Below are 13,727 nucleotides of genomic sequence, written 5' to 3'. Positions count from 1 at the left end.
AATCCACCTTGTTTGATGAGTTATTTCATAGCGGCCGGTGGTATCCGAGGGTTGCGGAAATGCCTTCGGCCGCGGTAAGCAAATGCGGCACCGCTGCGCGCAGCGCCTTCTTCGTGAGCCGTTGCGACGGCCCGCCGACACCCACGGCCGCCACCACGTTGCCGGTGATGTCGCGCACGGGCGCGGCGATGCCGCGCATGCCGACCTCCGACTCTTCGTCGTCGATCGAATAGCCGTCGCGCCGCGCCGCTTCCAGCGTCTTCAGGAAGACCTGCGTGTCGGTGTTGGTCTTCGGCGTGCGCGCGGCGAGCCCTTCCTTCAGCACGCGGGAAATCACATCGGGCGTGCGCGACGCGAGCAGCACATGACCTTCGGCGGTGCAGAACGCGGGCTTGCGCACGCCGATATACGACCGCATGCGGATGGCCTGATCGCTCTCGAGATTGAACAGGTACACGATGCTCGTGTCGTCCAGCACCGCGAGATGCACCGTCTCGTCGGTGTGCTCGCGCAGCACGTGCAGAAACGGCACAGCCTGCTTCGCCACGTCGAAGCGCCGCCGCACGAGCGCGCCCAGCGTGAACAACTGAATGCCGAGGCGATAACGCCCGTTGTCCGCGTTCTGCTCCAGCATGCCTTCGGCAAGCAGCGCACTCGCAAGCCGATGTGCGGTGCTCTTCGCGATGCCCATGCGCTTCGCGAGCACGCTGATACCGATTTCCGGCTCGTGCTCCGAAAACACCTTGAGCAACTGGAGCGCCGCCGTCACCGACGAGAGGCGCTGCGGTCCTTCTTCCTTCTCCTGCGCCTTGCCTGCTTCGTTCTGCATGACTTCAGATTTCATCGAAATATACTCCACGAAATACACAAATGGAATAGCGTTCCGTATAAAGGAACACTCTAAATTAGCTCTTCGACTTCCCCTTCGATTGCAGCGCAGCGCGAAAACAACGAATCGTTCGAAATTCGGACGCTTGCGCTCGACAAGCATGCGGAATAACCCTGACTGGCTTTCGTTCCGCTTGACTTAGGAACCTAAACAAAGGGAAACTCGTTTCGTCCCATTTTAACAGACCATCGTTCTGTATAGCGGAACGAAATTGCACTCCCGGTTTTAATCGCCAACGCTGCGGCAGCGCGGCTCACTCAGTACCGGCGCGGAAGAAACCGAACATTCGTTATAAAAAGACGCGCGAGAAAGCGCGAAAGACGCCCATACGGTTAGGTATCCGTATCAATTCGCGTCACTACAACACGACCAGAAGATTCCGCAGCAAAGCATCCCGGTTTGGTTGAAACCGGCATCGTTATGAATCAAGGGACGGAGACCCCATGAAAAAGACAGCGTTGTTTCTCGCACTTCCCATGCTGGCCGGCGCCGGCGTGGCGCACGCCCAGAGTTCGGTCACGTTGTATGGCCTGCTCGACGCCGGTCTGGTCTACATCAATAATCAATCGGGCCACTCCAACATCGAGACGGTGACGGGACAGACGAACGGCAGCCGCTGGGGCTTGCGCGGCGCCGAAGATCTCGGCGGCGGCATGAAGGCGATTTTCACGCTCGAAAACGGCTTCGATACGTCCAACGGCAAGTTGCTGCAAGGCGGACGCGAGTTCGGCCGGCAAGCCTTCGTCGGCCTGGAAAGCCCTTACGGCGCGCTCACGCTCGGCCGCCAATATGATCCGATGACGCAATGGATCGGCGAGATCGCGGCGACGTCGCTCTGGGCATGGGTCGGCACGCACCCCGGCGACTTCGACAACCTGAACTCGAACTTCCGCGTCAACAATTCGCTCAAGTACATGTCGCCGAATATGTACGGGCTGCGCGTGTCCGGCATCTTCGCGCCCGGCGGCGTCGCGGGCAACTTTGGTTCGAACCGCATCTATACGCTTGCGGCTTCGTATGCGTACGGCCCGATCAGCGCGGCGATCGCGTACGACAACGTGAACAACCCGTCCGTGACCGCGTATGACGGCACCGTGAACCCCGGTCAGCCCGGCTACACGTCGCCGGGCAAGAGCCCGGTGTACAGCGGCTATGCATCGGCGAATTCGCTCGAAATCTTCGGCGCGGGCATTGCGTATAACTTCGGTCCCGGCAAGATCGGCTTCGTCTATACGAACACGCGCTTCAACGACATCCTGCGCACGCCGACCACGCCGAACAGCGGCAAGGCCACCTTCAACAGCTATGAAGTCAACGCGCGCTGGTTCGTGATTCCGACGCTGCAAATCGCCGCTTCCTTCGACTACACGAAGGCGCAAACCGCGAAATACGAGCAGGTCGATTTCGGACCCGACTACTTCTTCTCGAAGCGCACCGACCTGAATCTCGTCGGCGTATGGCAGCACGCATCGGGCATCGATTCGACCGGCAAGCGCGCCGTCGCCGCGATCGGCTCGCTCGGCCAGTCCTCGACGTCGAATCAGGTGGCGGTCAAGCTCTCGCTGCGTCATCGCTTCTGATGGCTTTTACATTGACACCATGATTTCGCGGATGCTAATGTTGTTCCATACAACGACACGTTGTTCCGCATAAAGGAACAATAAGAAAGACGCAACAGGCAAGACTCTCGGCGCCCCACGCTGCTCCCCTGATCGACGAACCAGGGCACGGCGCGCGGGCGCCGCGGCTCATCAGGTTATGCGCAAAAGAAGTTCGATCAAGGAGACAGCAGTGAAAGCAGTCAGGCTAGTGGGCGCGGCGCTCGTCGCGTGTGTCGTATCGGGATCGGCGGCCGCGGCCGATCTGACGACGGTGCGTGTCGGCATTGCCAACGCGAGCAGCGACGTGGCGTTCTTCATCGCCGAGAAGAAGGGCTATTTCCGTCAGGAAGGTCTCGACGCGAAGTTCATTCCGTTCGACTCCGGCGCGAAGATGGTCGCACCGCTCGGCGCAGGCCAGCTCGATGTCGCGGGCGGCTCGCCCTCCGCAGGGCTCTATAACGCGGTGGTGCGCGGCATCGGCATCAAGATCGTGGCGGACAAGGGCTCGACGCCGCCGGGCTATGGGTATCAGCCGCTGCTCGTGCGCGCCGATCTGGTCGCGAATGGCCGCTACAAGTCGCTCGCGGACCTGAAGGGCATGAAGGTCGCGGGCAGCGCGACGGGCAGCGCATCCACCTCGACGATGAACGAGGCGCTCAAGAAAGCCGGCCTCAAGACGAAGGATGTCGAGCGCATCTATCTTTCCTTTCCGCAGCATGTGATGGCGCTGCAAAACAAGGCCGTCGATGCCGCGCTCACGACCGAGCCTTCCGCCACCGAAGCCGTGAAGCGCGGCGCGGCCGTGCGCGTAATCGGCGACGATCAAATCTATCCGAATCATCAGCTCGCCGTCGTGCTGTATTCGACCGGCTTCATCAAGGACCATCCGGACGCGGCCAAGGCTTTCATGCGCGCGTATCTGCGCGCGGTGCGCGACTACAACAACGCGCTGTTGAACGGCAAGATCGCAGGACCGAACGCGCCTGAAGTGATCTCGATCCTCACCGAATACACGCCGATCAAAGACCCGAACGTGTATCGCACGATCGTGCCGCAAGGGACCAGCCCGGACGGCAAGCTCAACGTCGCGAGTCTGGAGAACGATCTCGCGTTCTTCAAGAGCGAAGGCGTGGTGAAGGGCAACGTGACGGTCGCGCAAGTGCTCGACACGTCGTTCGCAGAAAGCGCCGTGAAGGAACTCGGCCCGTACAAACCTCTCAAGTAAGGAGCCGGCATGTCGATTCCCTCGCCTGCCGCAGACGATCCGCCCGTCAAGATCCGCCTGCGCAATCTCACCAAGTCGTTTCAGTCGGGCGGCGGCACCGTGACCGCGCTCGACAACATGTCGCTCGATATTCCGACCGGCTGCTTCTTCATGATCGTCGGGCCGAGTGGATGCGGCAAGTCCACGCTCTTGCGCATGCTCGCGAATCTCGACGAGCCGACGAGCGGCACCGTCGAGATCAGCGCGCCTTCGGAACAGCGTCCGAGCAATTCGATGGTCTTTCAGGGCGATTCGCTCTTTCCGTGGATGACCGTGTGGGACAACGCCGCTTACGGCCTCAGTCTGCGCGGCGTGCCCAAGGCGCAGATTCGCGAAGTGGTCGGGCATTACCTGAGCCGCACGGGTCTCACGCGCTTTGCGAAGGCGTATCCGCATCAACTGTCGGGCGGCATGCGCCAGCGCGTATCGATCGCACGCGCGTTCGCGAACGATCCCGACATTCTCCTGATGGACGAGCCCTTCTCCGCGCTCGACGAGCAGAACAAGGTGCTGCTGCAGGAAGAACTGCTGCGCATCTGGGAAGAAACGCGCAAGACTGTGCTCTTCATCACGCACAGTGTCGATGAAGCGGTGACGCTCGGGGACCGCGTCATGATCATGACGGCGCAGCCGGGCACGGCCAAGCAGATCGTCGATGTGCCTTTCGAGCGTCCGCGCTCCGTGCTCGAACTGCGTTCGCGTCCCGAGTACGGCGAGTTCGTCTATTCGATCTGGGGGCAACTGCGCGAGGAAGTCCAGCGCGCCCGTTCACGCGACCTTGGCGAGATTCACGCATGAAAACAGCACAAAAACTACCCGCACCGGCGATGCCATACAAGTCCTCTCCTTCCAGGCTCAAGCGCTGGTTCTCGGGCAATAACCGCGACCGCATGATCAGCATCGCCTCGCCGGTCGTGCTTCTGATCGTCTGGCAGATTCTCGCGGAAACGGGCGTGATCGACGAGCGTTTCTTTCCCGCGCCGTCGAAAGTGTTCGGCACGTTCATCGCGCTCATCAACGACGGCTCGCTATGGGACAACACCTGGGCGACGCTGCAGCGTCTCTTCTGGGGCACCCTCGCGGGCGGCATTCCGGCGTTGCTGCTCGGCGTTGCGATCGGTCTTTCGCGTCCGCTGCGCGCCGTGTTCGATCCGCTGATTGCGGCGACGTATCCGGTGCCGAAGAGCGCGATCTTTCCGCTGCTGCTGCTGATCTGCGGCCTCGGCGAAGCATCGAAGATCGTGATGGTGGCGATCGGCGTGTTCTTTCCGATGCTCATCAACACCGCCACGGGCGTGCTCGAAATCAACAAGATCTATCTCGACGTGGGGCGCAATTTCCGCGCGAGCCGCTGGCAAGTGTTTCGCACCATCGCGCTGCCGGGCGCCGTGCCGCACATCATGAGCGGCATCAAGCTCGGCATCGGTCTGGGTCTCATGCTGATCGCGATCGCGGAAATGATCGGCTCGAAGAGCGGCCTCGGCTATATGATCTGGAACGCGTGGGAACTGCTCTCCGTCGAGCAGATGTACGTGGGCCTGCTCGTCATCGCCGCGCTCGGCTACTTCATCTCCGTCGTGCTGACCGAGCTCGAACGCAAGCTGATTCCCTGGAAGTCGTCGCGTTGAACGCGCCTCAACATTACGTCACGTCATGAATTCGACCGTAACGAGTCAAACGCAAAACCATACCGGCCAGAAGCGCATGCTGGCCGATGCCATCCTCATGCTGGAGCGCGCCGAAGTCATCGACTTCAACGGGCATGCAAGCTGGCGCGTGCCCGGCCAGGAACGCATGCTGATCAACTCGGGCGCGTCGGTGCGCAGCGCGCTCACGGCGGCGGATATCGTCATCGTCGATTTCGACGGCAACCTGATCGAAGGCGATGCCGCGCCGCCGATGGAGTTTCATATCCATTCCGAGATCTATCGCAGGCGGCCGGATGTCGGTTCGGTCATTCATGCGCATCCGTTATGGTCGACGCTCTTCTCCATGACGGGCAAGCAGGTGTTGCCCGTCATCATGCAGGCGGCCGTGCTCGGCGAAATCCAGCGCTTTCCGAAGACCGCGTCGATCAATCGCAAGGCGCTCGGCGAAGAACTCGCCGAAGCGCTCGGGCCGCATCGCGTCGCCATGCTGAAGTCGCATGGCTCCGTGATCGCGGCGGCGAGCATCCTGGAAGCGTTCGTGCTGGCGTTCTATCTGGAAGAGAACGCGCACCGGCAATATCTCGCGAGTCAGCTCGGCGAACCCGCCGTGCTCGATGCCGACCAGATCGAAACGATCCGGCGCAACCTGTGGAAGCCGAATCTGCTGCAAAAGGTCTGGGACTATCACGCGGGCAAGCTCGGCGCGCGCGACTGACCGGCTCTCATGCATCGCGAACGCATACCGGTCTATGTGATGACCGGTTTTCTCGGCAGCGGAAAGTCCACGCTGCTCGCGCGCTGGCTGAAGGAAGCGCCCTTCTCCGGCGCCGCGCTCATCGTCAATGAAATCGGCGAGGTCGGCATCGATCATGCAACGCTCGGATTCTCGGGCGATGCATCGGTGCTCCTCGCCGATGCGTGCGTCTGCTGCAGCGGCCTGCCCGCGTTGAACGAAGCGCTGGAGCAGTTGTTCTGGGCGCGGCTGCATCGCAGCATCGCGCGCTTCGAGAGGGTCGTCATCGAGACGACCGGGCTTGCCGATCCGGGGCCGCTCGTCGCTTCGCTCAGCCTCAATCCGTTGGTGAAGGAGCGCTATCGCATCGCGGGCACGTTCACGGCCCTCGCCGCGAACAATGCGCTCGACACGCTCTCGCTTTTTGCGGAAGCCAGCGCGCAATTACGCGGCGCGGATGCGGTGATCGTGACCAAGACGGATCTCGTCGGCGCGCAGGAACTCGCTGCGGTGGAAGCGCGATTATCCGGCGCGCGCGTCGCGCATTCGGCCCATGCCAGTCTGGCGCTACGGGATGCGCTCGCGCTGCTTGCCGAACCCGCGCCGCGTGCGGAACGCGCCGTTGCGCCGCGCTCGCCGCCCTTCTCGCGCCCGCGTTCGCACGATGCCATCACGCGCTTCATCGCGATCGAAGCAACGTCCGATATCGATGCATTGCATGCACGCGTGAGCGAACTCAAGGCGCGCTATGGCGACTCGCTATTGCGTCTGAAGGGAATCGTGCGGCTGAAGGACTGCGTCGCCATCGTGCAGTTCGCGCGGGGCGATGCGCGCGCGCAGATCACGGCTGCGCCCGCCGATATGAGCGATGTGAGAAGCGGACTGACCCTGATCGTAAAGCCAGGCGCGGCACGCTGAGCGCGCGCGCCTCGATGGCCGCGTCATTCTCCATCGATCTCGATGGTCACTTCACCCTCTTCGACATGCGTCTTGTAGGTCTTGAGCGGAATCATGCAGGGCGGCGCAACCACCTCGCCTGTCTTGATGTTGAACGAGCCGTTATGGAAATCGCACTCCACCACGTCGCCGTCGATATAGCCCTCGGACAACGATCCCGGACCGTGCGTGCACGTGTCGTTGGTGACGAAGTATTCGCCCTCGATGTTGAACACGGCAAGCGTCAGACCGTTCTTTTCGATCTTGATGGCCTGACCTTCGGCGACGTCGCCGGCTTTGCAGAGGCGGGCAAAAGCACAAGCTTGATGCATCGGTTCGCTCCTTGTTTCGTTTGACATGGAATGGGTCCAATGATAACTTTGTTCCTGTTTGATGAACAGCGTTCCTTTATACGGAACTAATAAAAACGACACACACTAAACGACGCGAAGGCAAGGTCCACACGAACACGTCGAGAGACGGAAGCACACTGAGGCAAGCACTATGTTGAGAAAAGAGCAAAACGATCTGGTCACGCAAACCGGCCCCGGCGCCCCGATGGGCGAACTGTTCCGCCGCTTCTGGCTGCCCGCGCTGCTGTCCGAGGAACTCGCGGAGCCGGGCGGCGAGCCGGTGCGCCTGCAACTGCTGTCGGAGCGCATGCTCGCGTTCCGCGATTCGGAGGGCAAGCTCGGCCTCATCGACGAGTTCTGCGCGCATCGCGGCGTCTCGCTCTGGTTCGGACGCAACGAGGAAGGCGGCATCCGCTGCCCGTATCACGGCTGGAAATACGATGTGAACGGTCAGTGCGTCGACGTGCCGTCGGAGCCGGCTGCAAGCGGCTACTGCAACAAGATCAAGCTGAAGTCGTATCCGCTCGTCGAACAGGGCGGCGTGATCTGGGTCTACATGGGTCCGAAGGACGAACAGCCGCCGCTGCCCGCTTTCGAGTTCTCGACGGTGCCCGCAGGCCAGTCGTTCATGACCAAGCGCCTGCAGGAATGCAACTGGCTGCAGGCGCTCGAAGGCGGCGTCGATTCGAGCCACGTATCGTTTCTGCATAGCGGCAGCCTCAACACGGATCCGCTTTTCAAGGGCTCGCGCGGCAATCAGTACAACCTGTCCGACCTGAGCCCCGTGTTCGAAGTGGTCGAATCGGACGGCGGTCTTTTCATCGGCGCGCGCCGCAATGCCGAGGACGACCAGTACTACTGGCGCATCACGCCGTGGGTCATGCCCTGCTTCACGATGGTCCCGCCGCGCGGCGATCATCCTGTGCACGGCCACTTCTGGGTGCCGATCGACGATGAAAACTGCTGGGCCTGGAGCTTCGACTACCATCCCACGCGCGATCTCACGGAAGCCGAAGTACAGGCGATGAAGGACGGCAAGGGCATTCACGTGCGCTACATCCCCGGCACGTATATTCCGCTGCAAAACAAGACCAACAACTATCTGATGGATCGCGCGGCGCAAAAGGCCGGCATCACGTATAGCGGCGTGGAAGGCATTGCGATGCAGGATGCGTCGCTGCAGGAAAGCATGGGCCCGATTCAGGACCGCACGCGCGAGAACCTGGTATCGACGGACAACGGCATCATCATGGTGCGCCATCGCCTGATGAAAGCGGCGCGCGCGCTTGCAGAAAAAGGCATCGCGCCGCCCGGACGCGATCCGGAATCGCAGAAGGTGCGCTCTGTCGCGATCGTCCTGCATCGCGAGAAGCCGTTCAAGGAAGGCGCGCACGATGCGCTGCACGCCGAAGCCGGCAAGGCCCACACCACCATCTGACGAGGAGGCGCACGGTTTGTCATGAATCGCGCGCCATTCATGCATGAACGAAGCACATCGACATAGCGAGTCTTCGCGCACGTTCAAGGCCGCGGTTGCGGTCGAACCGTCGCGCACGGAGATCCAGACCTTCGAACGGCCGGCCATCACGGCATCGACGGGCCTGTTGCGCGTCGCGATCACGGGCGTGTGCGGCAGCGATGGCCCCTACTATCGCCAGCTGCCGCAAAGCCGCGGGCCGCTCATTCTCGGGCACGAGACGGTCGGGCATATCGAGGAAGCGGGCGAACTCGCACGCGCGCGGTGGGGCCTGAAGGAAGGCGATTACGTCGCGCTGGAAGAGTACGTGCCGTGCGGTCATTGCGAATACTGCCTCTCCAACGAATTCCGTCTTTGCGATGCAACCGACTGGCGTCTCAATGGCTTGCGCTACGGCGCGACCGGCTTGCGCACCGCGCCGAGCTTCTGGGGCGGCTTCAGCCAATATCAGTCCCTGCAACTGAACACGGTGTTTCATCGCGTGCCGTCGAGCGTTGCGCCGACGCATGCGGCGCTTGCGCTTCCGCTTGGCAACGGCATCGAATGGGCGTATCTGCAAGGCGGCGCGGGGCCGGGTCAGGCCGTCGTGATTCAGGGGCCGGGACAGCAAGGCCTGTCGTGCGTCGTCGCGGCGCGTGAAGCGGGCGCGGCGAAGATCATCGTGACGGGGCTGTCGACGAAAACCGACCGCGATCGCCTCGAACTCGCGAAGCGTCTCGGCGCGGATCACACCATTGAAGTCGATCAGGAAGACGTGCTCGAACGCGTCGCCGATCTGACCGGCGGCGCGATGGCCGATCTCGTGATCGATTGCGCATCGGGCGGGCCGGCGACGGTCACGTCCGCCATTCAGCTTGCGCGCAAACGCGGCACGGTCGTGCTCGGCGGCCAGAAGCGCGTGCCGATTCCCGAGTTCAACAGCGACATGATCATCGCGCGCTTTCTCACGGTGAAGGGCATGCGCGGCCACAGCTATCAATCGGTCGAGCTCGCGCTGCAACTCATCGCCGCGAATCGTCACGACGTCACGCGGATGAGCACGCACACCTTCGGCCTCGGCGATACCGATCTCGCGCTGCGCACCCTGCACGGCGAAGGCGTCGAAGGCGCAATTCACATGACGATCGACCCATGGAAGTGACCGTGCCCGATCATCGCGCACCGCCGGAGGTGCGGTACAGAGTACGCGATCCGAATTCCGCGCCGCGCCGTATCAGGGTCATCGCGCTTACCGATGACGATACGGAAGTGAGAAGATGTGCCGAGCACGCGCACGCAGGCGTGCAATTCGTGAGCGCGTGCGAACTCGGCGCACTATTGCAGACGGAAGGCGCGGACGCCGCGAGCATTCTGCGCCGCGTCGATGCGAACGCGGCGGCGCTCGATGCGTGGCTCGGCACGCCGGATATCGTCGTGATCGCGGGCCGCGAGGGCGACGACGCGCGTGCGGGCGCGATCGCGGCGAAGGCGTATCGAAGCCGCGGCGTAACCGTGTCGGGCGTAGTCGGGCCTTCCGTCGATGAGCGCAAGCACGGCGTCACTGCCGACCTGTTGCGCCCTCATTGCACGATGCTGATTCTTCCGGTGAGCGCGGGCTATCTGGACGATCTGCTCGCGGCACTCGGCGCATAAATATTCGCATTCGTCCGCCCACGCGCGGACAGGCAGGAGACAAGGCTTTGAAGCAAGACATCAATCGATGGTGGACCGTCGTTGGCGGCGCGATCTGCCTTTCCGTGGGCGCGGGCGTGATATCGGCGTTCATGTTCGGCACCTTCATCAAGGCGATTGCGGCGGAGAATGGCTGGAGCCGCGCGCAGGTATCGCTCGGCCTCACCATTTTCGAATTCGCGATGGGCCCCGGCACGATCGTGCTCGGCTCGCTGATCGATCGCTTCGGGGTGCGCCGCCCTACGCTCGTGTTCCTGTTGCTTTTTGCTGGAGCGATTGCGCTCGTCGGCGTGATTCCGGTGTCGCTTGCACTCTTCTGCCTCGTGTTCGTGATGGTTGGCTTCTTTGCGCCGGGCAGCAATGCGTTGCCGTATGCGAAAGTCGTTTGCGCGCGTTTCGATCATCGGCGCGGGCTGGCGCTGGGCCTGACCGTGGGCGGCACGGCTATCGGCGCGATGCTGATGCCGCAATATGCGGGCTATCTATTGCGTCATTTCGGCTGGCGCACGGGTTATCTCGGCGTTGCCGCGTTGATGGTCGTGCTGTCGATTCCGGCGCTGTACTTTCTCGTGAAGATGCCGCCTGGCGTCGATGAAGCGATCTCGCGCCGTGCGCGCGAAGCACGTGCCGATCTGCCTTCGCTCTGGACCATCTTTCGCCACGATCGCACGTTTCGTTTGCTGGGCATTGCGATCTTCTGCATGTCGGGCGTATTGCTTGCGCTGCTTTCCCAACTCGTACCGATGATGACCGATCGCGGCGAGACCGTGCGCGCCGCCGGGACGATGTTATCCGTGGCGGGCCTTGCCTCGGCTGTCGGGCGCCTGTTCGCGGGTTATCTGATGGATCGCATTCATGCGCCTTATGTCGCGGCGATGTCGTTCGGATTGACGTTATGCGGCGTGCTGATTCTCGCCGCGGGTGCGACGGGCGATACGGCGATGATCGCATCGGCGATGATTGGCGTGAGCATTGGCGCGGAAGCGGACATCATTACGTTCATCGTGAGCCGTTACTTCGATCTTCGATTGTTCGGGCGCGTTTGCGGTGGGATGTGGGCGTGTTGGGGCTGGGGGGCGGGGATCATGATTTTCCTGTCGGGGCTTTGTTATGACCTCACGCGGTCTTATCATTTGGCGCTTTGGGTGTTTTCGGGGCTGGTGGCCGTGTCGGTGGTTTCTATTGTTCGGCTCGGGCCATATGGGTATCCGGAGCAGGCTGATCCTCGGAAGGCTGTTGCGCATGGTGTTGCTGCTGCGCTCGATAAGTCGGTTTAGGTCCAATTTCGTGGAACTTGCTTTCGTGTTGGTTTATTAGCACTGCCCCTCCCCGGGGCGGGGGTAACTTTCTTTGCTGCTGCAAAGAAAGTCACCAAAGAAAGCAGCTTTCTCACCGCCCGCGGTCACACGCAGTTTGGCTATTTTTCTCCTCGGGGAACGGTCCTCGCCTAAAGAGTGCCCTCAGAGTCCCAACTGGGCTTGGATCGCGCACGGTCTGTCACATTGCGCCGCTTAAAGCATTGGTACAGCCATTTCAAGTCGGTTTAGGCTCAATTTCGTGGAACTTACTTTGGTGTTGGTTTATTAGCACTGCCCCTCCCCGGGGCGGGGGTAACTTTCTTTGCTGCTGCAAAGAAAGTCACCAAAGAAAGCAGCTTTGTCACCGCCCGCGGTCACACGCACGTTGGCCAATTTTCTCCTCGGGGAACGGCCCTCGCCTAACGAGTGCCCCCATAGGCCCAACCGGGCTTGGATCGCGCACGGTCTGTCACATCGCGCCGCTTAAAGCATTGGTACAGCCATTTCAAGCTCCGGCCCGCTTCGCGGCCGACGGGTTAATCGGGTATGCGGGCGGTTTCCCTTGCAAACCCAGCGGCAGCGCGCAGCGCTGTGCCGAAGCTATTTTGTGCTGAGCCAGCGCGCTTAATGTTATGGCTCGTCAGATCGTGTGCGATCCAAGCCCGATTGGGTTTATGAGGGCACTCTTTAGGCGAGGACCGTTCCCCGAGGAGAAAATAGCCAAACTGCGTGTGACCGCGGGCGGTGACAAAGCTGCTTTCTTTGGTGACTTTCTTTGCAGCAGCAAAGAAAGTTACCCCCGCCCCGGGGAGGGGCAGTGCGAATAGACCAACAAGAAAACAGGATTCCACAAAAGAAAAACTCAAAAATCAATAACAAGCCTCTGACTCTTCGCCCCAGAACAACAAATCAACATCGTATCCCCCGCGACCTGCTCGCGCTCACTGAGCACACTATCCCGATGATCCGGCGTCCCCTCGATCACATCAACCTGACAGGCACCGCAAATCCCCTCCTCACAGGAATACGGCGCCGACACCCCCGCCTCCCGCAAAACCTGAAGAATCGTCTTGCCAGCCGGCACATCAAACTGCTGCCCTGTGCGATGCAACTGCACGACAAACCCGCCTTCGCAAGCAGCAGCAGCACGCGGCGCAAAATACTCCGCATGCACGCATTCCGGATCGACCGATGCCGTCGCAACTTCATAGCCGGCAAGCATCGGCTGCGGCCCGCAGCAATAAAAATGCGACCCCTCGCGCGCACGGCCGACGATCGCCGCAATATCAAGCACGCGACCTTCATGCTCGGCATCGAAATGCAGCGTCGCTTGTGGCAACGCGCTCAACGTATCGAGAAACGCAGCGTCGCCGCGCTCCCTGCACGCATAGTGCAACTCGAACGAACGATTCAAACGCATCAAACGCTGCGCCATGCACCAGATCGGCGTAATGCCAATGCCGCCCGCAATCAGCACCGTATGCGCTGCCGTCTCGCACAGCGGAAAGTTATTGCGCGGCCCGCCGATATCGAGCATCTGCCCCACACGCAACTGCTCGTGCATGAATCGCGAACCGCCCCGGCTCGAACGATCGCGCTTGATGCCGATGAGATACGCGCGCTCGTCGCCATCGGCGGTGACGAGCGAGTACTGACGCATGAGGCCGCTCGGCATGTACACGTCGATATGCGCGCCCGGCTCCGCGCGCGGCAAGGCCGCGTTGTCCGGGCGGCGGATTTCGTAGACGTTGATATCGTCCGCGGCATAACGGATCGCCGTCACGCGCATGTTCACCGGGCCATCGACTGCACTCGTCTGCAAAGACATGAAACCACTCCTCCATACGTGCGGCGTA

At 61.6% G+C, this 13,727-nt stretch carries 13 protein-coding genes; 10 read left to right on the top strand and 3 right to left on the bottom strand.

Translation table 11 applies throughout. The features are described 5' to 3' along the window. Nucleotides 1–25: 25 nt before the first annotated feature. Nucleotides 26–844 (bottom strand): IclR family transcriptional regulator, encoded by an 819-nt coding sequence (locus tag LY284_RS30400; protein ID WP_081478327.1) that lies wholly within the window; start codon nucleotides 842–844, stop codon nucleotides 26–28. A gap of 488 nt (nucleotides 845–1,332) precedes the next feature. Between LY284_RS30400 and LY284_RS30395 the strand changes: the two genes are divergently transcribed. The 6 genes from LY284_RS30395 (at nucleotide 1,333) to LY284_RS30370 (ending at nucleotide 7,054) form a co-directional block, all read left to right on the top strand. Beyond that, a complete protein-coding gene (locus tag LY284_RS30395) occupies nucleotides 1,333–2,469 on the top strand; it encodes a porin (protein ID WP_233389866.1) in 1,137 nt (378 codons plus the stop codon). Between the two features lie 211 nt (nucleotides 2,470–2,680). Next, on the top strand, nucleotides 2,681–3,715 hold the full coding sequence (locus LY284_RS30390; RefSeq protein ID WP_014252598.1) for an ABC transporter substrate-binding protein: 1,035 nt from the start codon (nucleotides 2,681–2,683) through the stop codon (nucleotides 3,713–3,715). Between the two features lie 9 nt (nucleotides 3,716–3,724). Continuing rightward, a complete protein-coding gene (locus LY284_RS30385; protein ID WP_233389864.1) occupies nucleotides 3,725–4,552 on the top strand; it encodes an ABC transporter ATP-binding protein in 828 nt (275 codons plus the stop codon). Next, entirely contained in the window at nucleotides 4,549–5,382 is an 834-nt protein-coding gene (locus tag LY284_RS30380) for an ABC transporter permease (protein WP_233389862.1), read from the top strand. Before LY284_RS30385 ends, LY284_RS30380 begins: the two co-directional genes overlap by 4 nt. A 25-nt stretch (nucleotides 5,383–5,407) precedes the next feature. Further along, entirely contained in the window at nucleotides 5,408–6,118 is a 711-nt protein-coding gene (locus LY284_RS30375; protein WP_233389860.1) for a class II aldolase/adducin family protein, read from the top strand. 9 nt (nucleotides 6,119–6,127) lie between these two features. Further along, entirely contained in the window at nucleotides 6,128–7,054 is a 927-nt protein-coding gene (locus LY284_RS30370; RefSeq protein WP_233389858.1) for a GTP-binding protein, read from the top strand. A 23-nt stretch (nucleotides 7,055–7,077) separates the two neighbouring features. Here the strand turns inward: LY284_RS30370 and LY284_RS30365 are convergent, their stop codons facing one another. Next, complete coding sequence (locus LY284_RS30365; RefSeq protein ID WP_014252603.1) at nucleotides 7,078–7,404, bottom strand: non-heme iron oxygenase ferredoxin subunit; 327 nt, start codon at nucleotides 7,402–7,404, stop codon at nucleotides 7,078–7,080. Nucleotides 7,405–7,576: 172 nt separating this feature from the next. Between LY284_RS30365 and LY284_RS30360 the strand changes: the two genes are divergently transcribed. Genes LY284_RS30360 through LY284_RS30345 form a run of 4 tightly spaced genes read left to right on the top strand, consistent with a single transcriptional unit; the run spans nucleotide 7,577 to nucleotide 11,850 of the window. Beyond that, nucleotides 7,577–8,863 carry an aromatic ring-hydroxylating dioxygenase subunit alpha gene (locus tag LY284_RS30360; RefSeq protein ID WP_233389856.1) on the top strand — a complete coding sequence of 429 codons (1,287 nt, stop codon included), beginning with the start codon at nucleotides 7,577–7,579 and terminating at the stop codon, nucleotides 8,861–8,863. Nucleotides 8,864–8,906: 43 nt separating this feature from the next. Then, on the top strand, nucleotides 8,907–10,043 hold the full coding sequence (locus tag LY284_RS30355; RefSeq protein WP_083747051.1) for a zinc-binding dehydrogenase: 1,137 nt from the start codon (nucleotides 8,907–8,909) through the stop codon (nucleotides 10,041–10,043). Continuing rightward, nucleotides 10,034–10,534 (top strand): hypothetical protein, encoded by a 501-nt coding sequence (locus LY284_RS30350; RefSeq protein ID WP_233389854.1) that lies wholly within the window; start codon nucleotides 10,034–10,036, stop codon nucleotides 10,532–10,534. The genes LY284_RS30355 and LY284_RS30350 overlap by 10 nt, the downstream gene beginning before the upstream one ends. A gap of 47 nt (nucleotides 10,535–10,581) precedes the next feature. Then, nucleotides 10,582–11,850: an MFS transporter gene (locus tag LY284_RS30345; protein WP_233389852.1), complete on the top strand. Its 1,269-nt coding sequence runs from the start codon at nucleotides 10,582–10,584 to the stop codon at nucleotides 11,848–11,850. Nucleotides 11,851–12,733: 883 nt separating this feature from the next. Here the strand turns inward: LY284_RS30345 and LY284_RS30340 are convergent. After that, nucleotides 12,734–13,699, bottom strand: coding sequence for a PDR/VanB family oxidoreductase (locus LY284_RS30340; protein ID WP_233389850.1), 966 nt, complete (start codon nucleotides 13,697–13,699; stop codon nucleotides 12,734–12,736). Between the last annotated feature and the right edge of the window lie 28 nt (nucleotides 13,700–13,727).

Source organism: Caballeronia sp. PC1, assembly GCF_021353155.1.
Classification (GTDB): domain Bacteria; phylum Pseudomonadota; class Gammaproteobacteria; order Burkholderiales; family Burkholderiaceae; genus Caballeronia; species Caballeronia cordobensis.
The sequence above is the reverse complement of the archived record's forward strand: the minus strand, read 5'-3'. Positions and strand labels throughout refer to the sequence as shown.

What these genes read in the sequence shown, in the direction of transcription:
- LY284_RS30375 (WP_233389860.1), top strand. Translation starts at nt 5,408, where the DNA reads ATGAATTCGACCGTAACGAGTCAAACGCAAAACCATACCGGCCAGAAG.
- LY284_RS30380 (WP_233389862.1), top strand. Translation starts at nt 4,549, where the DNA reads ATGAAAACAGCACAAAAACTACCCGCACCGGCGATGCCATACAAGTCC.
- LY284_RS30385 (WP_233389864.1), top strand. Translation starts at nt 3,725, where the DNA reads ATGTCGATTCCCTCGCCTGCCGCAGACGATCCGCCCGTCAAGATCCGC.
- LY284_RS30365 (WP_014252603.1), bottom strand. Translation starts at nt 7,404, where the DNA reads ATGCATCAAGCTTGTGCTTTTGCCCGCCTCTGCAAAGCCGGCGACGTC.
- LY284_RS30340 (WP_233389850.1), bottom strand. Translation starts at nt 13,699, where the DNA reads ATGTCTTTGCAGACGAGTGCAGTCGATGGCCCGGTGAACATGCGCGTG.
- LY284_RS30350 (WP_233389854.1), top strand. Translation starts at nt 10,034, where the DNA reads ATGGAAGTGACCGTGCCCGATCATCGCGCACCGCCGGAGGTGCGGTAC.
- LY284_RS30355 (WP_083747051.1), top strand. Translation starts at nt 8,907, where the DNA reads ATGAACGAAGCACATCGACATAGCGAGTCTTCGCGCACGTTCAAGGCC.
- LY284_RS30360 (WP_233389856.1), top strand. Translation starts at nt 7,577, where the DNA reads ATGTTGAGAAAAGAGCAAAACGATCTGGTCACGCAAACCGGCCCCGGC.
- LY284_RS30395 (WP_233389866.1), top strand. Translation starts at nt 1,333, where the DNA reads ATGAAAAAGACAGCGTTGTTTCTCGCACTTCCCATGCTGGCCGGCGCC.
- LY284_RS30370 (WP_233389858.1), top strand. Translation starts at nt 6,128, where the DNA reads ATGCATCGCGAACGCATACCGGTCTATGTGATGACCGGTTTTCTCGGC.
- LY284_RS30400 (WP_081478327.1), bottom strand. Translation starts at nt 844, where the DNA reads ATGAAATCTGAAGTCATGCAGAACGAAGCAGGCAAGGCGCAGGAGAAG.